The organism is Streptomyces finlayi (genome assembly GCF_014216315.1).
GTDB classification, from domain to species: Bacteria; Actinomycetota; Actinomycetes; order Streptomycetales; family Streptomycetaceae; genus Streptomyces; species Streptomyces finlayi_A.
In genome coordinates, this window is record NZ_CP045702.1 from 5,577,889 (window position 1) to 5,598,005 (window position 20,117).

Here is a 20,117-nt window from a genome sequence, read left to right on the forward strand (position 1 = left end):
ATGGGAGAGAACAGCATGGAACTGCCATCCGCCGCGAAGGACCGGTTGTCGGAGCTTCCCGACCACGTGCGGGAGCTCGTCATGCGGCAGCTCGCCGGCGAGGCCGAGCCCGCCGCCGATGAGCTCTCGATCACCCCGGCACCCCGGGATGGTGCGCTGCCGTTGTCGGCCGGCCAGAAAGGGCTGTGGTTCCTGGCCGAACTGAACCCCGGCAGCGTCGAGTACAACGCGCCGCGGGTGCTGAGGCTGACCGGCGAACTCCACGTCCCGGCGCTGCGCGCGGCCCTCGACGGCGTGGTCGCGCGGCACGAGGCGCTGCGCACCACCATCGGCGATGTCGAAGGCCACGGCTTCCAGGTGGTGCACGAGCCCGGTCGGGTTCCGGTCGAGATCATCGACCTGTCCGGGCTGCCGGAGCCCGGGCGTGCGGCCGGACTCGGACACTGCCTGGAGCGCGAGGGGGTCACGCCGTTCGATCTGCGGCGCGGTCCGCTGTTCCGGGTGACGCTGGTGCGCCTCGCCGCAGACGAGCACGTGCTGGTGCTGGGCCTGCACCACATCGTTGGCGACGGCTGGTCCATCGGCATCCTGGTCGACGAGCTCTGCACCCGGTACACGGCGCAGGTGCGCGGCGAGAGGGTCGTGCTGCCGGACCTGCCGGTGCAGTTCGCCGACTTCGCCGTCTGGCAGCAGGAACGGCTGGCCGGCCCCGACGTGGCGGACCAGGTCGACTACTGGCGGCGGCAGCTCGCCGCGCTGCCGCCGGTGGAACTGCCGACGGACCGCCCGCGACCGCCGGTTTTCAGCACCGCGGGCGAGGTGCACGAGATCACCGTGCCCGAACCGCTGACCCGGCGGCTGACGGAACTCGGCGCGCGCAACGGCTCCACACTGTTCATGACACTGGTGGCCGCCAGTCAGCTGCTGTTCGCCCGGTATTCGGGACAGGGCGACATCGCGGTGGGCTCCGTGACCGCAGGCCGCGGCCGGCCCGAACTGGACGATCTCATAGGCTACTTCAGCGACACCGTCATCCTGCGGTCTCAGGTGGACGAGTCACGGTCCTTCACCGACTTCCTCGGCGACGTCCGCTCCACTGTGCTCGACGCGTTCGCCAACGATGAAGTTCCCTTCCAGCTGCTGGTCGACACCCTGCGGCCGGAGCGCGACCCGAGTCGGTCCCCCCTGGTACAGGTGATGGTCAGCCTCCAGAACGCGCTGGACGGAAAGGCCGAACTGCCGGGCCTGCGGGTCACGGAGATCGCCCCGCCGATACACGTCTCCAAGTTCGACGTCTCCTTCGACTTCTACGAGCAGGACGGTGAACTCACCGGCCACGTCGAGTACAACACCGACCTGTTCGACCAGGCGACGATCGAGCGAATGGGCGGGCACCTGCTGACCCTGCTCGAAGGTCTCGCCGCGCGGCCGGACGGGCCGATGCGTGACCTGCCCATGATCACCGAGACGGAACTGCACAGGCTGACCGTCGAGTGGAACGGTCCCACGGTGGAGTTCGGCCCGCCCCGGTGCGTGCACGAGCTGTACGACGAGCAGGCCGCGCTCACCCCCGGCGAGGTGGCGGTGAGCTGCGCGGGCGAGAAACTGACCTTCGCCGCGCTGGCCTCCCGAAGCAATCAGCTGGCGCACCATCTGAAGGGCCTGGGCGCGGAGCCGGGAACGCGGGTCGGCGTGTGCGTCGAGCGCGGCGTGGACGCGATGGTCGCGCTGCTCGGTGTGATGAAGTCGGGCGCGACGTTCGTACCGCTCGACCCGGACTATCCGGCGGAGCGGCTGAGCATGATGCTGGCCGACGCAGCCGCGCCGGTGGTGGTCACCGATACCGCCGTGGCGGACCGGGTCGCCGGACATGACGCGGCCGTGGTGTACCTCGACCGCGACCGGCCGCTGATCGACACCATGCCGGACGGGCCGCCACGGACCGGGGCCGGCGTGGACGACCTCGTCTACGTGATCTACACGTCGGGTACGACCGGCAGGCCCAAGGGTGTGCAGATCAGCCACCGCAACGTGCACCACATCCTGCGGTCCTGGAACGCCAGGTACGGGCTGGACGAGATCCGCGGCCGGGCCTTGTGCGTGGCCAGCTTCGGCGTCGACCTGTTCCTCGGCGACTTCCTGTTCTCCGCGCTCTTCGGCGGCGAGATGGTGGTGTGCCCCGCGGAGGTGGTCACCGACCCGCCCGCGCTGGCGGACCTGATCACCGAGGTCCAGCCGCAGATCCTGGCCACGACGCCGTCGCTGGCCAGGGCGATCAGCACCGAGCTGGCCTGGCGGGGCGGTGGCGGCCTGGAGTCGGTGCGGCTGCTCTCCCTGGGTGCCGAGGGCTGGCTGGCGGAGGACTGCGCCAGCCTGCTCGAACACGTCGGCCCCGACACGCTGACCGTCAACGCCTACGGTGCGACCGAGACGACGATCGACGCCACGATCTTCGCGCTGGGTGGCGACCCGGTCGAGCCCTCGCCGATCGTCCCGATCGGCAGGCCGATGGTGAACACCAGCGTGTACGTGGTGGACGAGCTGGGCCGCCCGGTGCCGATCGGGGTGCCCGGTGAGCTCTTCATCGGCGGCGGGGGCATCGCCCAGGGTTACTGGAACCGGCCCGAGCTGACCGCCGAGCGGTTCCCGCATGATGTCCTCGGGCCGGGAACCGGCAGGTTCTACCGCACCGGGGACGTGGTGCGCTGGCGCGGCGACGGCAACCTGGAGTACCTCGGCCGGGCCGACGACCAGGTCAAGATCCGCGGCTTCCGGGTGGAGCTCGGCGAGGTGGAGACCGCGCTGACCCGCCACCCCGAGGTCGCCACCGCGGCGGCGGTTGCGCGCCGGTCCGATTCCGGCCACAACCGGTTGTTCGCCTACGTGGTGCCCGCCGGTACGCGGGCGCCCGACCCCGCCGAACTCCGGACGTTCCTCGCCGCCAACCTCCCGAGCCAGGCGGTGCCTTCGGCGATCGTGGTGCTCGACGAGCTGCCGATGACCCCGAACGGGACCCTGGACCGGCGTGCACTGGCGGTGGTGGATGAGCCCGAGGCCGGCCTGTCCCGCCGGGTAGCGCCGCGCACCCCGGTCGAAGCCGTGCTCGTCGACGTCTGGGCGAAGGCGCTGGGCGTGGCGCCCGACCGCATCGGCGTCGAGGACAACTTCTTCAACCTCGGCGGTGACTCGATCCTCAGCCTCCAGGTGGTGTCGCTCGCCCGGCGATCGAACCTTCGGCTGACCACCAAGCAGATATTCCTGCGCCAGACCATCGCCGAGCTGGCGGGCGAGGTCGTCACGGTGACCTCGCCCGACGTCGAGCAGGGACCGGTCACCGGGCCGGTGCCGCTGACGCCCGTACAGCACTGGTACTTCGAGCAGTTCCCCGACACACCGGGCCACTTCAACCAGTCCCTGTACCTCGAACTGGACGCCGAGGTCGACGCCGACGCGCTGGGCGCGGCGTTCGCCGCCGTGCTCGACCACCACGACGGTCTGCGCCTCCGGGTCGAGCATCTCGACGGGGTGTGGAGGCAGCACAACGAGGCCGCGGCCGACGGCACCGTGTTCGAGGCCGTCGACCTGTCCGCGCTCGACGAAGCCGCGCAGGACCAGGCGATGCGCGCGGCGATCACCGAGGCGCAGACCGGGTTCGACATCCGAGACCTTCCGCTGCTCCGGGGCCTGCTGTTCACCCTCGGCGGCGGCCGGGCTCCCCGCCTGTTCCTCTGCGCGCACCACTACGTCGTGGACGCGGTCTCATGGCGGGTCATCCTGGCCGATCTGGAGACGGGACACCAGCAGGCGGCGAGCGGGCGGAAGGTGCACCTGGACGCGAAGTCCACATCGCTGCGGGACTGGGCGAACCGCCTCACCGGCCTGGTGGCCGAAGGCGGGTTCGACTCGGAGCTGGGGTACTGGACCGGGGTCGAGAGGGCCACCGCGGAAGCGGTCACGCTGCCGGTGGACCTCCAGGGACACAACACCGTCGGCTCCGCACGCACCCTCACCCGGCGGCTGAGCGCGGACCTCACCGACGCGCTGCTGCGCAAGGTGCCCGAGGCGTACCGGACGCAGGTCAACGACGTGCTGCTCAGCGCCCTCGCCCGGGTACTGCGGGAGTGGGCCGGCGGGACCGTGCCTGTCGAGCTGGAGGGCCACGGGCGCGAGGACCTGTTCGACGGCGTCGACCTCTCGCGTACCGTCGGCTGGTTCACCACGGTGTTTCCCGTGGCGCTGGAGCTCCCCGACGGTGAGGAATGGGGAGCCACCCTGAAGGCGGTCAAGGAACAGTTGCGCGCCGTGCCGTCCCGCGGCCTGGGCTACGGTGCCCTGCGGTACCTCGGCGCGCCGGGCCCACTGGGCCAAGGGCGCCAGTGCCAGGTCGGGTTCAACTACCACGGCCGCTTCGACGCCGACACCGGCGACGGCGGGCTCTTCCACGGCTGGTGCGAGAACCCGGTGCCCGACCGGAGCCCCGACCAGGCCCGGCAGTGCCTGATAGACATCACCGGCATGGTCCGTGACGGCCGGCTGGAGTTCGGCTGGGAGTACTCCGGCAACGTCCATCGCGAGGAGACGGTCGCACAGCTGGCCGAGGGCTTCCTCGCGGCACTGGAACAGATCGTCGAGCACTGCGCCCGGCCGGGCAGCGGCGGCTGCACCCCGTCGGACTTCCCGCTGGCCGGCCTCGACCAGGCGGCAGTGGACCGGATCGTCGGCGACGGCCGCGCGGTGGAGGACATCTACCCTCTGACCCCGATGCAGAGCGGCATGCTCTTCCACTCGCTCGACGGCGGGGACAGCGATGTGTACCTCACCCACTTCGCCGCGGTGCTGGAGGGGGTCGAGGACGCGCACCGGCTCGCCGAAGCGTTCCAGCGCGTGGTGGACCGCACCCCGATTCTGCGCACCGCCGTGTTCGGATCCGATCTGGACGTTCCTCTCCAGATCGTCCGTCGTGGCGTACGACTGCCCGTGACACACCTGGACTGGAGCGACCTGTCCGAGGAGGAGGGCCGGGCGCGCTCGCAATCGCTGTGGGAGAGCCTGCCCACGGGGGAACTCGACCTGGCCGAGGCGCCGCTCATGCGGCTCACCCTGGCCCGGCTGTCGGCGGACAGCGTCCAGGTGTTCTGGTCCTCGCACCACCTGCTGCTGGACGGCTGGAGCTTCGCCGACGTGCTGGCGCAGGTCTTCGAGGAACACGCCGCGCTCGGTGGCACGGCCCTCTCCGAGCAGAAGCCGCGCCCTCCGTTCCGGGACTACGTGCAGTGGCTGGCCGAGCAGGATGACGCCGCCGCCGAGGCGCACTGGCGCCGTGCGATGGCGGGCTTCACGGCGGCCACGCCGCTGCCGTTCGACCGGGCGCCACTGGTCGCTCACGGTTCCCGGTCCTCGCGCGATGTGAACCTGCGGCTGCCCGCCGAGCGCTCACGCCGACTCTACGAGTTCGCCAAGAGCGCCCGGCTGACGGTGAACACCGTGGTGCAGGGTGCGTGGGCCCTGCTGCTCGCACGGCACAGCGGTGAGCACGAGGTGTGCTTCGGCGCGACGGCGTCCGGCCGGCCCGCGGAACTGGCGGGCGCGGACGAGATCGTCGGTCTGTTCATCAACACGCTGCCCGTACGGACGCGCCTGGACAGCGGTCTCGACCTCGCGTCGTGGCTGCGGCGGATGCAGGACGAGCAGGTCGCGACCCGGCAGTTCGAGCATGTGTCGCTGGGGCAGGTGCGCACATGGAGCGAGGTGCCGCGGGGCTCGAGTCTGTTCGACAGCATCGTCATCTTCGAGAGCTTCCCCTACGACCGGGACGCGGCCTCCCGGCACGGGCTCGTGGTCCGCGAGAGCAAGGGCGCGGAGGACACCAACTACGCGCTCACGCTCACCGCCTACACCACCGACGAACTGCACCTGCGCGTCGGCTACGACCCGCGCCTGTTCTCCCAGGACACGGTGGAGCGGATGGCCGAACGTCTGGCGACCCTGCTGGACGCCTTCGCCCATCACGCCGAGGAGGCGATCGCCCGGCTGCCCATGCTGCCGGCCGCCGAGCGCTCCGTCGTGCTGCACGAGTGGAACGCCACCTCCCGGCAGACCGGACAGACCACCACCGTCGGGCTGTTCGAGCAGCAGGCCGCTGCCACCCCGGCGGGCATCGCGCTGGTGCACGGGGACGCCGCGCTGAGTTACGCCGAGCTGGACGCCCGCGCGAACCGGCTCGCGCGCCACCTCGTGGCGCGCGGGCTCGGCCCCGAGCAGATCGTCGCCCTGGCCTACCCGCGGACGCCCGACCTGCTGGTGGCCATGCTGGCGGTGCTGAAGACGGGCGCCGCCTACCTGCCACTGGACCTGGACCACCCGCGCGAACGCCTCTCGTTCATGCTGCGGGACGCGGCCCCGGCCCTGGTCCTGACCGGCGATGCGACCGTACTCGACCTGCCGGAGGGCACACCGTCCCTCTCGCTCACCGACCCCGACGTGACCGCCGCACTGGCGGGTCACCTCGCGACCGAGCCGGACCTGCCCGTGCCGCCGAGGCCGGACAACGCCGCCTACATGCTCTACACCTCCGGCTCCACCGGCCGTCCCAAGGGTGTGGTGGTCACCCGGGGCAACCTGCGCAACTTCGTGCAGGACATGCGGGAGCGGACCGGGATGACCTGCGACGACCGGCTGCTGGCCGTGACGACCGTCGGTTTCGACATCGCGCACCTGGAGCTGTTCGTTCCGCTGATCAGCGGTGCGACCGTGGTGCTCGCGGACAAGGAAGTGGTCCACGACCCGCAGGAACTGCGCCGGGTGGTTCACGGCCATGACGTGACAGTGGTGCAGGCGACACCGAGCCTGTGGCGCGGGGTGGTCGAGGGCGCCGCGGACGTGCTCCCCCGGATCCGGGTGCTCGTCGGCGGCGAAGCGTTGCCCGCGGAACTGGCCGAGGCCCTGACCGCCGGATCGCCGTCGGTGACGAACGTGTACGGGCCGACCGAGACCACGATCTGGTCGACCGCGGCGAAGCTGGCGCGCGGCGCGACGGGTGCGCCGCCGATCGGTAGGCCGATTGCCAACACCCGGATCTACGTGCTCGACGCCGGTCTCCAGCCGGTTCCTCCCGGCGTACCGGGTGAGCTGTACATCGCCGGTGCGGGGGTGGCGCGGGGCTACGCGAACCGCGCGGGCCTGACCGCGAGCCGGTTCGTGGCCGATCCGTTCGGACCGCCCGCCGAGCGGATGTACCGCACCGGCGACGTGGCCAGATGGAGGGCCGACGGGGATCTGGAGTTCATCGGCCGGGTCGACGACCAGGTCAAGATCAGGGGATTCCGGATCGAGCTCGGCGAGATCGAGACGCTGCTGGACACGCACGCGCAGGTGAGTTCGGCCGTCGTGGTGGCGCGCGGGGACGGGCCGGCCGGCAAGCAGCTGGTGGCGTACGTCGTGCCGGCCGGGGACGTGCCACCCACGGCCGCGGAGCTGAAGGCGTACGCCGGACAGTCCCTGCCGCAGTACATGGTGCCCGCCTTCTTCGTGGCGATGGACACCTTCCCGCTGACGCCCAGCGGAAAGGTCGACCGGCGGCGGCTGCCGGCTCCGGACGCGGTGGCCGACAGTGGCGCCCCGCGGATCGCTCCGCGCGATGCGACGGAGGCCGCGCTCGCCGACGTCTGGGCGGACGTGCTCGGACTCCCTGTCGACGAGATCGATGTGACCGGTGACTTCTTCGAGCTGGGCGGGGACTCGGTGCTCTGTGTCCAAGTGGCCTACCGCGCCCGGCGTGCCGGGTGGTACGTCGTGCCGAGGGACCTGTTCTCGCACCCGACCATCGAACGTCTGGCGGTGGTGGCCGTGCGTGCCGAGGCCCCCACGGACCCGCCCGCGGGCGGGCGGCCGCAGGGGGTCGAGCCGGCTGTGCGCCAGCGGAGCGCGCCCGAGGCGGTCGCCTCCGGGAACGCGGCGGCGACCGGCACCACGGGCCCGGCCATCGGCGAAGACTTCCTGACCGCCCGGCTGGCCGAGCTGGCGTGCACGCACCGGGTGCCGGGCGCGCAGCTCGCCGTGCGTCACGCGGGGCGGACGACCGTCGTCGAGACGGGTGAGCGGGTGGCCGGGAGCGGCCTGCCGGTCACTGCGGACACTGTGTTCCCCATCGCCTCCTTGACCAAGCCGGTGACCGCGCTGGCCGTGCAACTGCTGGCGGCCGACGGGCGCCTCGACCTCGATGCCCCGATCGGCGCGTATCTGCCCGAGCTCTCCGTCACGAGCCCGGTGGGCCGGCTGACCGCGCGGCAGGCCCTCTCCCATACCGGAGGGCTGGTCGCCGCGATCGATGAACGGGTGCCGAGCACGGACCGGCGCCAGTGGGTTGAACGGCACTGCGGCGAGGCCGCCGTGATGCACCCGCCGGGCACCGCCTTCTCCTACTCCGATGTCGGCTACGTACTCGCGGGACGGCTGGTCGAAGTGCTGACCGGCGAGGACTGGCGGACCGTCGTGGAGTCGATGCTGCTGCACCCCCTCGACATCACGGCGGCGTACAACGGGCAGCCGGGCAAGAGGCCCGTGGCACAGGGCCATGTGGTGAGTGACCGCGTGCTCCCCGTGCCCGAGCAGTACTTCACCCCGGTCGAGGAGCCGGCCGCGGCGCTGGCGGCCAACGCGGCCGACCTGGTGAGGCTGGCCGGTGTGCACGACCGGACCGCTTCCCGGGCCGTGCTCGGCCCTGTGGCTGCCGACGCGATGCTCGACGACCTGACCGGCGACATCGCCGTCGGACCGTTCGGCCTCGCCGACGGCTGGGGGCTCGGCTGGTCCGTGTACCGCGGTGCGGACGGGGACTGGAGCGGGCACGACGGCAGCGGCGACGGCACCTGGTCCCACCTGCGCTTCGACGCCGCCACCGGAACGGCGGTGGCACTCGTCACGAACGCGAGCACCGGCTCCGGGCTGTGGGAGGACCTCGTCGCCGAACTCGGCGCGGTGGGACTCGACGTGGCCAACCACTCCCTGCGGACACTGTCCGATCCGGGAGCGCCTGTCGCGGGCTCGGCCGACTGCGCAGGACGCTACGCCAACGGCGACTGGGAGTGCGTGGTCGAGGAGCGCTCCGAAGGGTTCACCCTGTTCGTGGGGGGCGGGCCGCGCTCAGGGCTGACCTGCTACGCGGACCTGCGGTTCACCACCGAGGGCTGCGGGGTGCCGGACACCGGCCGGTTCGTTCGCGACCCGGACACGGGCCGGGTCGAGATGCTTCAGCTCGCGGGGCGGCTGCTCCACCGGACCGGGGCAGCGGTGGAATGACGACCGAAGCAGACGTTGCGGTCCCGCCACCGCTGTCGCGCAACCGCAACTACCACATGCTGTGGGGCAGCCAGCTGGTGTCCGAACTGGTCGGCCAGCTGTGCCTCATCGCGTTCCCGTTGATGGTGATGGCGACGACCGGCTCAGCGCCCTGGATGGGAGGCGTCGCCGCCGTCATCGGGGCGGCGGGCATGGTGGCCAACGTCCCGGCGGGCGTACTGGTGGACCGCTTCGACCGTAAGCGGGTCATGCTGGTGTGCCAGTGCGTCCGCGCGGTGGCGATGGGGAGCCTCGCGATCGCCCTGCTCGCGGACCACTTCTCCCTGTCGCACGTGTTCGTGGTCGCGGTGGTGGAGGGGCTGCTGGGCGCCGCCTTCGACCCGGCCGAGCACGCGGCGCTGCCGCAGGTCGTCCACGAGTCGCAGCTGTCGACGGCGGTAGCACGCAACACCACGCGCCGTTACATCGCTACGCTGCTGGGACCGGCCGGTGCGGGCTTCCTGTTCGCCTTCGACCCGATGGCCCCGTTCGCGGTCGCCGCCGTCCTGCTCGTGGCGTCCTGCGTCGTGCTCTCCTTCCTGCGCCTTCCCCGGCCCGGACCCGGGGGAGAGTCCGACAGGGCGGGAATGCTCGTCGAAGGGTTCCGGTGGGTGCTGGGGCACCGGGTGATCAGGCCGACGATCGTCTGGCTGATGTGCTGCGAGCTGTTCGTCTCCGCCCTGATCACCATCGTGCTGGCGCTGTCCGGCGAGGACGACATGGCCCCCGGCGCGTTGGGCATGATGATGACCGGGTTCGGTATCGGAGGTCTGCTGGGCGCCGCGGTCGCGGGCCGGCTGCATGCCGTACTGCCCGCGCCCGCGATCATCCTGGGATTCCCCTGGTGCGCGGCGGCGTTGACGCTGGTGATGGCGCTGGTGCCCACCGGGGTGGCGACCGGCGTCGTGCTCGGCGGAATCGCGTTCTTGATCCCCACTGCGTTCACGACGGTCATGACCTACCAACTCGCGGTCGCGCCATCCGCGTTGCGCGGCAGGCTGAGCGGCATCGTCGGGCTCTTCGCGGGCGGTGCCGGTGCGATCGGGTCGCTGGTGGGCGGTCTGCTGATGGCGGACGGAGACAGCCGTGGCACCTTGCTGATCTGGTCCGTCTGTCTGGTCGCCGTAGCCGTGGGCACCACTCTCAGCCCCGCCCTGCGCCGGTTTCCCACGCTGAAGTGACGTGGCCGCGCATGCGATCGCATGCGCGGCCACGTGCCGTGACGGCCCCTTTCCGGGCCCGACGCTCACGTCAGCGAGCAGCCCTTCTCACTCTTGGCCGTAATGGCTTCGGCCGTGTAGGGGCATGCGAAGCCGATCCAGGTGAGTTTGGGCCACAGCTGTGACCATGGTTCAAGGGGACCGCGGCACACCAGGAACTCGGTGTCCTGGTCGGCGACGGGCAAGTCGGTCTTGAACGTGCCGCTGGGCTCACAACTCGTGAACAGGGCCCCGAATGTCTTGCGGTTCACGCCGACCGCGATGACCACGTCGGTGTCGTCGGCGGGCCTGCCGAAGTCGGCGTAGGAATTCTGGCCACTGTAGACGTGCGGCAGACCGTGCTCCGGTCCGTATCGGTCCAGGGCACCCGCCAGCCCGTAGTGGTTGGCGTAGATGACGGCGTGCGCACGGTCCGGCGGGGACAGCGACCGGTTGACGGCGCCGACCTGCTCGGCCAGTTGGGGCCAGGCCGCCTGGTCCATCTGGAAGACCCCCAGCCCCTTCAGTACCGGGTTCGACCCGTACAACGCGACCGGCAGCACCGGCAGCATGAGCACGGCCGACATCACCACGTTGCCCACCAGGGCGGTACCGGCCAGCGCCCGGCGGCCGGTGGTGTTCGCCCACTCCACCACCACGACCGAGCCCGCCGCCAGCAGCACCAGCTGGAGACCGCCGGTGTACTCGGGCTTTCCGCCGATGGCGATCAGCAGCGCCGCCATGAACAGGTAGGCAAGGCCGACCGACCGGAACGCCCGCCACTGCGCACGGCGCAGCAGGGCCACCACTCCGGCGATCCACACCGGAGTGAGGAACAAGCCGATCATCAGCACCTGGAACGGAACGAAGGCAACCCGGGAGTCTTCTCCAAGGGCTGTCTTCAACGCGGCGCTCATCTCCATCGCGGGCCAGCCGTGCGTCACCTGCCACAACACCGCCGGCGCCGAGATCAGCATGCCGAGCGCGGCGCCCGTCCACAGGCGCCGACTGCGCAGGACGGCTCGCGGCCCCATGGCCAGCACGCCCACGAGCAGGGCGAGGAGCAGTAACACGATGAGGTTCTTGGCGAGCAAGCCCACACCGGTGACCGCGCCGACGGCGATCCAGAGCCGGGTGTCCTGGGTGCGCAGCAGACGGATCACCAGCCAGCCCACCGTCACCCAGGTGACGAGGTCGGGGATGTTGGTGGTCAGTACGTGCCCGGCGTTGAGCGTGACGACCGAGGCGCTCGCCGCGGCGGCGGCGAAGAGCTGGGCGCCGCCACGGCCGCCGAGTTCGCGCGCGATGAGGGCAGCCACCCAAACCACCACGCATGCCAGCAGCGCCGGCACCACGCGCAACGCGGCCAGGGTGTCGCCGAGCACGGTGATCTCCACCCTGGCTATCAGCGAGACCAGCGGGGGTTGGTCGACGTACCCCCACGCAAGGTGCTCTCTGGTGGCCCGGTTGTACAGTTCGTCGACGTGATATCCGTGCCGCCCCGACAAGGCCAGCAGCACCACACCCACCCCGACGCAGATGGCGAGGAGCGGCCGTCGGTTCAGTAGGGGAATCGCCGCTGGCGGGCTCTGGGCAGATCCCGGCACAATTCGGGTCGTCGTCGCCACGTGTCCACACTCTCTTCTGGTAGTGGGTTCGGCCGTTCGGATTGTCTCGGACGCATTGCGGGCGGGCGACCATGTTGAATTCTGGGAAAAGCTGTCTGGGTCACCAGGAGGGCAACGAGAGCGCCGCAGCGCACGTCGCGCAGACAAGCACCGTGCTGCGCACTCTTTTGGTGGGCGCGGCCGAAAGATCATCAGCGATGACCTGTTTTTCGACGTTTCGGGGCACAGGCCGCCGCCATTACTGAGGGTGAAGGGTCGGTATCTCAGTTCAGGCGGTGATGAGCTGGATGGGTGTTCCTCTCGCGCTGGAAAGGTGTGCTTTTCCGTGCAGGCTGAGCCTGCAGATGCGCCCAGGTGGATTCGCTTCAGATGCTCGCGCCACGGCCGCCTTGTTGCGGTGCGGTACGTACCGCACCGCATTGCCGTTGCCGGGGATCGAGGCCGATGCAGCGGGATCCAGCAGGATGCTAATGTCCGTCTCTGTCGTGTTTCCGCAGGTGAGACGCATCACCCGTTTGGGTTCGAGTCCCACCCGCCCCACCTAGTATCCCCAGGCAGAATCGTTCTGACCTGGGGAAACACGCTTTTCGGGGGCGGTTTTGCGTGCAGCGTTCGCTGCACGTAGGTGCAGCGAACGTGAGGCTTCGGTCCTTCAAGGTAGATCTTGCATGGCTGTGAGCTGGTCTTTTGTGGCCCTGGCGTGTGTGGGACCGTTAAGAACGCTCCCACGGCCGTTGGGGGCGTCGCGTTCCACTCAACGTGTGTCGATCTTGTACTCGCGCCCGAGCGCCGTCATCGGGAAGCTTTGTATGGCTGGCTCTGGGCGGAAGCCTGATGCCCGAGGCGCTGCCTCAACCGGCGGGAGCTGGGGAGGTAGTCGCGTGTGAAGACTTCGTCCTCACTCCGGCACCTGGCTGGCCGCCCTGGCGGGCAGACCGAGCCGGGTGGTGAGAGCTTTCCAGTTTCTGGGCGTCGCGCACGCCCGCGCGGCGAGCCTCTCGCGCAGCGGGCCCAGGCCTGCGTACAAGCGCCGTCTCGCTCGTGGGGCCGCGACACCGCGCCCGCGCCGACGACGGGGGAGCGGCGACGGGGCGGCGAGGGCGGGTACCGAGTGCAATGAGCGCGCCGAGCACGTGCGACGGCGGCGGGCCAGCCGGCTGGCAGCAGCGTGCCGTGAGGTCTCCTACTCGGGCGGTGTTCCCATCACGACTCATCCGCAGGACGCGCAGCCGATCTGCGGGGAGATGCCTGCCCCGTCAGCGCAGCCACCAATCACGTCGCGCCTGTCAGGCGGCAATGGGCTTCTTCCTGGCGCTCTTGTTCGGTGTTTTGGGTGCGAGTTGGGCGATGCGCTGGTGTGTGACGCCGAGCATGCGTCCTGCTTCGGCCTGCGTCAGTCCGAGGCCGACGAGTGTCTTTGCTGCTCGCGTCATCGCTACGCGTCGGCGCCTCTCCGCCTCTTGTGCGGCAGCATCGGCTTCTTCGGCTTCCCTGATGACCCTGAACATCGCCGGGTCGGCCGGGATGAGGTCGACGGTGTAGGCAGCCGGATCGTCCTCGATGTCCAGAACGAGGCTGACCAGATCACGCGCGTTGTCGTGGGCCTCGGTCCAGGTGAGGCCCTGCGTGACGTTCTGCTCTCCTTTTGGAAGGCCGTCGATGCTCACGACCCAGAAGCGTCCCTGACGCTCTGCTGTTGCCTTGTGCGTGGTCATTCAGTGCGCCCCTTTTTTTGCTCAGTTCGATGATGTGCGGACGGTTGGCCCGGAGGCCGAGGGGGCTCACGCCCCCTCGGCCGTCCGGATGATCGATGCGGCGGTGCCCTCCGCGATCTCGGAGTGCCGGGGGACATGGACTTTGACGGCGCCGATCTTGTACGTCTCGTGCCGACCCCGTCCGCTGCCTTCCGGCCCCGTGAAGTCAACCTCCTTCTCAGCTGCTATCTGCTTCAGCCGTTTCATGAGGTCTCTTCGCTTCACGCCAGTGATTCTAGTCTCGATTGAGTGCAGACTCAAGCAAGACTAGAACTCTAAGGGGGTGTATCTGTCAGGAAGCCTCCGACCTGCAGCGGAGTGCTGCAGTCGTCGCCGTGAATCGCGGCCCATGCCCCTCCCGTCATGGGTAGCCGACCTCAGTAAGGGCCACGCCCGTAGCCGTCGCGCAGATCGTGGAGAAGCCCATTCGAGCCCTCGGCGGCACCTGGGACACCCGGCGCGCCGTGACCGCGCTCCGCGACGCCGGTCACGGTGACGGCGACCAGCGGCAGCAAGAGAAGCGAACCTGCAGAGCCCTCCGCGATCTTGCCGCAACAGGCGTCATCGCGACCGGCGTCGCGGACAGCGACATCTGCCGACTTGCCGAGCGGTGAGCGCCCACGGACCGGAAGGCGCCGTGCTTGTGGCAGGCGCGGTCGAACTATCGAGAAGCGTATTCCCTGGTCCGCAAATGGTGCGTGGTCGTGGCGCCCCATGACTGCGTCGCTATCGCGATCGGTTGGAAATGGTCATGTGAGTCCGAGGGGCGCCGGCGGCCGGGTCAGATCCCGTCCGTGATTGCGTAGGCCCTCGGTGATGTTGTTCCGCCCTGCCAGGCGGAGCACACCGACGGCGAGGTGATGCAGGGAGGGCGCCGCCCGCGACGCACTGCTGGTCCGCACCTGCGCGGCATTCTTCCGAACGTCGCACCCCTGCGACATCACGACCCAATGGCTTGGCCGTCGGCCCATCCGCTACGGAACGTAGCGGCGCCCTGGGTTGGTAGCGGTGTCAGGGGGCTCATGAAAGCTCGCCGCAGACCGGGGTGGTGCGTTGTCCTCTCGAATATGGCTCTGCCTACGCCTCGAGGGCCGTGGTCGCGTTGAAGTGAAGAAGGGCTGGTGCAGCGAACGCTGCACGGTCCCCCGTTCCAGCCGGATCGAGGAGGATGCAGCCAGATGGAAACGGGTGGCTATGTCCGTTGTTTTGGCATCGTCGCAGGTGAGAGGCGTCACGCTTTTGGGTTCGAGTCCCACCCGCCCCACCAAGATCCCCAGGCAGAAACGTTCTGACCTGGGGAAACGTGTCTTTCGGGGGCGTTTTGCGTGCAGCGGACGCCGCACGTAGGTGCGGCGAACGTGGGTCCTCGCACACCGAAGGCGAGCCCTGCATGGCTTTGACCTGGCCTTTTGTGGCGACGCCTCCGTGGGAGCGTCGTTGAAAGATCCCACGGCCGATTGAGGAAGGCTCCGCACCCCACTCAGCCCGCCCCGTATGGATGCGACATCGGCCCATTCGTGGGTGGCCTGTGGCTGCCGACTCGAGGCTCTGACGGGTGTCGCTGTAGTCGCCCTGACCCTCGAACTCTCCGGACCGGCCGGGCAGGTGACCGGCTCCGTCCGTTCACCCGGGGTGTTCCGTGAGTTCGGCGGGAGTGAGCCCACCGCTTTCCTGTAGCCGGCGGGTGTGTTCGACGTCACTCAGGTCTCTTCGTGACGCGTGTGAAACCTGGAGCGATGTCCTGATTTACGCGGGTGGACTTACGGCTCTCCCATACCTACCGTCACATCGCTCTCGCAATATGTGAGGGCATGGCGGGGGTTGGGGAGGGGCTGGGGGATGTTGTGTTGTGCCCGTTTGCGCAGAACGGTCGGTAGAGCCGCGGCGGTGAGTCTGGTCTGTGCTCTGGCCGCCGGTCTGTCCGGTGGCTCGGGAGCGCCCACGGCCTCGGCCCGCGTGCCAGCGACGGTGTTCAGCCGACCGCGCAGCAGGCTCCTGCGGGTGTCCCGGAAGGGTCGTCCGAGACGGATGCCCTGAACGAGGCGAAGCGCACGGGCGAGCGCGTGGAAGTGATGTCGCTGCGCGGTGAGTCCAGTGAAGTCTTCGCTACACCTGAAGGTCTGCTGCAGGCGCGGGAGCATCTGCGGCCGGTGTGGGCACGCAAGGACGGGACGTGGAAGGCGGTTGACACGTCGCTGGTCGCGTCCGGTGGCGCGGTGGCTCCCAGGGCGTCCACGGCCGAGCTCTCGTTCTCCAACGGAGGCGAGCGGCCGCTGGTGCGTCTCGCGCGTGCCGGTCGGACACTTGAGCTGTCCTGGCCTGGTGTCGTGCCGGCGCCGGCTCTCGCTGGCGACACGGCGACGTACACCGACATCCTTCCTGGCGTGGACCTGCGGCTCACGGCCACGCCGGACGGTTTCACTCAACTGTTGGTCGTCAAGTCGGCCGAAGCCGCAGGCAGCCCCCGTCTCGCCGAGCTGCGGTTGCGGCTTGCCACGAGCGGCATGGCCGTGAGGGAGACGCCCGAAGGCGGGATTGAGGCGGTCGACCGGGGAGCGGGCGGTGTGGTGTTCGAAGCGCCCACTCCCGTCATGTGGGACTCCAGCCCGGGGGAGGCCGCCGTTGCCTCGCACTCGGCCACCTCGGTGATTTCCGCGCCGCAGGCCGGGTCCGGAGAGTCCGAGGAGCCCGGTGCCGGAGAGTCGGGGCAGCTCGCGCCGGTTGGGGTGGACGTGCCGGCCGGGGGTGACGAGTTGGTCCTCACTCCGGACCGGGATGTTCTGATGGGTCAGGACACGGTCTATCCGGTGTTCATCGATCCGCAGTGGTATTCGCCCAAGGCGTCGGCCTGGACGATGGTCTCGAAGTACTGGGCGGGTTCGCCGCAGTGGAAGTTCAACGGGGACTCCGATGCGGGGCTCGGGTACTGCGGGTGGGTGTACTGCAAGCCGTACGACACCAAGCGGCTCTTCTATCAGATTCCGACATCCCGGTTCGCGGGGAAGTCGATCCTGTCGGCAGAGTTCGTGGTGCGTGAGACGCATGCCGCTTCCTGTGACAAGCGGGAGGTCCAGTTGTGGCGGACGAAGGGGATCAACTCCTCGACCACCTGGAACTCGCAGAGCGCGTCCGGGTTCTGGGTGGACCACATCGAGAACCGGAGTTTCGCCTACGGCGCCGATGGCTGTGCGTCCGCCGACGCCGAGTTCAACGTGAAGAGCGTGGTTGCGCAGGCGGCAGCCGGGAAGTGGCCGACTCTGACCTTCGGTATGCGGGCCACGAGTGAGTCGGATCCGTATACCTGGAAGCGGTTCTCGGATGACGCGTTCCTGCGGGTGCAGTACAACCGTCCGCCCGCACAGATCAAGGCCTCGCAGCTGACGCAGAACCCGGGTGGCGCGTGTGGCAAGCCGGGCGCGGCCAAGCGGGTGCGGATCCTGCCGACGCTGCGGGCCAATGACGTGACCGACCCGGACAAGGACCGGGTCCGGGTGCAGTTCGAAGCCTCGTGGGACTCCGGGGACGGCAAGGGATTCATCAGCCGCTGGACCTCGGCCGTCTCCACCTACAAGGCATCGGGTTCCGACTTCTCCCTGTCGCTGCCCAGCAGTATCCCGAAGAACAGGACGATCGGCTGGTCGGCCCGCTCGAACGACGGGGCGCAGTGGTCGCCCTGGTCATGGGTCGGCTCCGCGACCGCCTGCAACATGGTCTACGACACCTCCGTGCCGGCCGGCCCCTCCATCGTCTCCGGCCAGTACCCACCCTCCGACCCCGAGGATCCAGAGGACCCTTGGCTCGATGGCGTGGGCCGGTACGGCACCTTCACGGTCGACTCCTCCTCCACCGACGTGTCGAAGTACTGGTTCGGTGTCAACGGTGACCCGAGCAGCAAGCACACACTGACCACGTCGGGCGGCGGTGCGAAGACCATGAAGTTCATGCCGACCAGGACCGGCGTCAACTTCGTCACCGCGCAAGCCTTCGACACGGCGGGCAACGGCAGCGAGATCCGCACCTACCAGTTCCGGGTGAGGGCCGGGCAGCCGGACCGGCTGACCTGGGACCTCGATGAACCCGCCGGGGCGGCTGCGGCCAGGGGCCAGGGCGGCACCTGGCCGGCGGAACTGTTCGGCGGTGCACTGCCGGGGTCGGACGGTGTGACCGGCAATGGCCTCCACCTGGACGGCGTGGACGACCACGCGGCCACACTCTCGCCGGTTCTGAACACCGGGAAGAGTTTCTCGGTGTCGTTGTGGGCGAGGCTTCCCGCCGACAAACCGGACGCCGCCACGGTGGCGGTATCCCAGGCGGGCCACAACACCAGTGGGTTCGAGATCTACCACTCCTCGGCGCTAGGTGGCTGGGCCTTCCTGCGGCACACCGCGGACGCGTCGGGGACCACGACGGTGCGCGCGGTGCAGCCCGCGTGCCCGGCGGGTGACACCGGGTGCGTGAGTGGCCGGCTTGGGGTCTGGACCCATCTGGTGGGGGTATTCGACAACCCGGGCCAGCAGTTGAAGCTGTATGTCGACGGGAAGCTCGTCGGGACGGCTCCCTTCACGGGGCCGTGGGACGCGCGGGGCAGGACGATCCTGGGAGCGGCCTCGCACTACGGCACGACGGAGAACTTCTTCGGTGGTGATCTGGACGACGTGCAACTGTTCGACTATCAGTTGGTCGACGGCCAGGTGGCACGGTTGCACGCGAAGCAGCCGGTGGACACCAATCGCCCGGCCAAGCTCGTATGGCCGCTGGACGAGGACAGCGCGGCGACGACGCTGACGGGTCGTGCCCAGCAGGCGGATGCGGTGCTGCAGGGCGGTGCGAAGAGCGGGGCGGGAGGGGTGGCCGGTACCGGTTTGGAACTGGACGGTACTGATGACCGCGCCACCACCGGCCGTCCTGTGATGGACACCTATCAGAGCTTCGCTGTCTCCGCTTGGGCACGGGTGCCCAAGGACAAACCCAACCGGGCGATGGTGGTGGCCCATCAGAACGGCATCGCCAACCGGGGCTTCGAGCTGTACCACTCCACCACGGGGTGGGTCTTCCAGCGGGCCATCGCCGACACGGCCGACGCCCCTCTTGTACGCGCGGTGGAGACCGCGATCAGTGACCCGAACTGCCCCCTGGCCGCCTCGGGTGAATGGGCTCACGCGGTGGGTGTCTACGACATCGACGCCCAGCAGATCCGCCTCTACGTCAACGGCTGCCTCAAAGCCACCCAGCCCTTCACCACGCCCTGGCTCGCCTCCGGATCCGTCACCCTGGGGGCGTCCGGCTACAGCAGCGGGTTCAGTAACTTCTTCCAGGGCAACCTCGACGACGTACAACTGTACGACCGCACCATCTCCGACGACGAGGTGCGGCAGCTGTTCAAGCAGCGCCCGCTGGTCAAGAGCCGCTGGCTGCTGGAGAGCAACCCCGCCGCGCCTGCCGCCTCCCCGAACGCGGTCGTCGGCGCCTACCCGCTGACGCTGAACGGCAATGCCGCGATCGGCTCCGGCTGGGTGGACAACGGCGCTCTCGTCCTGGACGGCGTCGACGACTACGCGGCCACCACCGGCGTTCCGCTGGACACGGGCGCCAGCTACACGGTCACCGCATGGGCCCAGGCAGCGGCCGTCCCCGACGGGCCGGCCACCGTGATCAGCGCCGCAGGGGCCACCACGAGTGCCTTCGCCGTCCGCTACGTTCCCGATGCGCAGGGCATCGGGCGGTGGCAGATCGAAGTGGCCGGCACGGACTCCGCCACCGCAGTCGCGGTCAGGGTGGAGAACCAGTCCTTCTACAGCGCCACCGACTGGAACCACCTGGCGCTCGTGTACGACGGCTTCGCCGATCAGGCACGCCTCTACGTCAACGGCCAGCTGGAGCAGGTGACCTGCCCGGACACCGACGAGGACGGTACGTCGGACGACCCGTCCTGCACGGACCGGGTGTCGTGGGCGGCCAACACGGCGGCCTTCCCGGCCACGAAGTCCCTGCAAGTGGGCCGCGTCCTGGACGGTTCCACCGCCGGTGAGTACTGGCCGGGCGGCATCGACGACATCTGGGCCTTCCAGGGAGCACTGGACGAGACGCAGATCAGCATGCTGGCGCAGGGCTGGCCCGGCCTGCCCACACGAGTGCCAGCCGAGAACTGACCACGCCCGTGGCCCGCCCGCAGGGCGGGCCACGGCCCATCGCAACCACGC

8 protein-coding genes are annotated in these 20,117 nt (G+C 69.6%); 4 read left to right on the forward strand and 4 right to left on the reverse strand.

From position 1 onward, the window contains the following. The first annotated feature begins 15 nt into the window (after nt 1-15). A complete protein-coding gene (locus F0344_RS25570) occupies nt 16-9,297 on the forward strand; it encodes a non-ribosomal peptide synthetase (protein ID WP_185301003.1) in 9,282 nt (3,093 codons plus the stop codon). Beyond that, nucleotides 9,294-10,517 carry an MFS transporter gene (locus tag F0344_RS25575; RefSeq protein WP_185301004.1) on the forward strand — a complete coding sequence of 408 codons (1,224 nt, stop codon included), beginning with the start codon at nt 9,294-9,296 and terminating at the stop codon, nt 10,515-10,517. Before F0344_RS25570 ends, F0344_RS25575 begins: the two co-directional genes overlap by 4 nt. Before the next feature lie 65 nt (nt 10,518-10,582). Here F0344_RS25575 and F0344_RS25580 read toward each other — a convergent pair whose 3' ends face one another. The 4 genes from F0344_RS25580 to F0344_RS25595 form a co-directional block, all read right to left on the reverse strand. Further along, complete coding sequence (locus F0344_RS25580) at nt 10,583-12,055, reverse strand: ArnT family glycosyltransferase (protein WP_185301005.1); 1,473 nt, start codon at nt 12,053-12,055, stop codon at nt 10,583-10,585. Nucleotides 12,056-12,431: 376 nt separating this feature from the next. Continuing rightward, nucleotides 12,432-12,695: a hypothetical protein gene (locus F0344_RS25585; RefSeq protein WP_185301006.1), complete on the reverse strand. Its 264-nt coding sequence runs from the start codon at nt 12,693-12,695 to the stop codon at nt 12,432-12,434. A 754-nt stretch (nt 12,696-13,449) separates the two neighbouring features. Beyond that, on the reverse strand, nt 13,450-13,878 hold the full coding sequence (locus tag F0344_RS25590; RefSeq protein ID WP_185301007.1) for a type II toxin-antitoxin system HicB family antitoxin: 429 nt from the start codon (nt 13,876-13,878) through the stop codon (nt 13,450-13,452). A gap of 66 nt (nt 13,879-13,944) precedes the next feature. Next, on the reverse strand, nt 13,945-14,142 hold the full coding sequence (locus F0344_RS25595) for a type II toxin-antitoxin system HicA family toxin (protein WP_185301008.1): 198 nt from the start codon (nt 14,140-14,142) through the stop codon (nt 13,945-13,947). A 188-nt stretch (nt 14,143-14,330) separates the two neighbouring features. On the opposite strand from F0344_RS25595, the gene F0344_RS25600 reads away from it, so the two are divergent. After that, on the forward strand, nt 14,331-14,531 hold the full coding sequence (locus F0344_RS25600) for a hypothetical protein (protein ID WP_258050108.1): 201 nt from the start codon (nt 14,331-14,333) through the stop codon (nt 14,529-14,531). Nucleotides 14,532-15,989: 1,458 nt separating this feature from the next. Continuing rightward, nucleotides 15,990-20,066 carry a LamG domain-containing protein gene (locus F0344_RS25605; protein WP_185302890.1) on the forward strand — a complete coding sequence of 1,359 codons (4,077 nt, stop codon included), beginning with the start codon at nt 15,990-15,992 and terminating at the stop codon, nt 20,064-20,066. The last annotated feature ends 51 nt before the right edge of the window (nt 20,067-20,117 follow it).

What these genes read in the sequence shown, in the direction of transcription:
- F0344_RS25570 (WP_185301003.1), top strand. Translation starts at nt 16, where the DNA reads ATGGAACTGCCATCCGCCGCGAAGGACCGGTTGTCGGAGCTTCCCGAC.
- F0344_RS25575 (WP_185301004.1), top strand. Translation starts at nt 9,294, where the DNA reads ATGACGACCGAAGCAGACGTTGCGGTCCCGCCACCGCTGTCGCGCAAC.
- F0344_RS25590 (WP_185301007.1), bottom strand. Translation starts at nt 13,878, where the DNA reads ATGACCACGCACAAGGCAACAGCAGAGCGTCAGGGACGCTTCTGGGTC.
- F0344_RS25605 (WP_185302890.1), top strand. Translation starts at nt 15,990, where the DNA reads ATGTCGCTGCGCGGTGAGTCCAGTGAAGTCTTCGCTACACCTGAAGGT.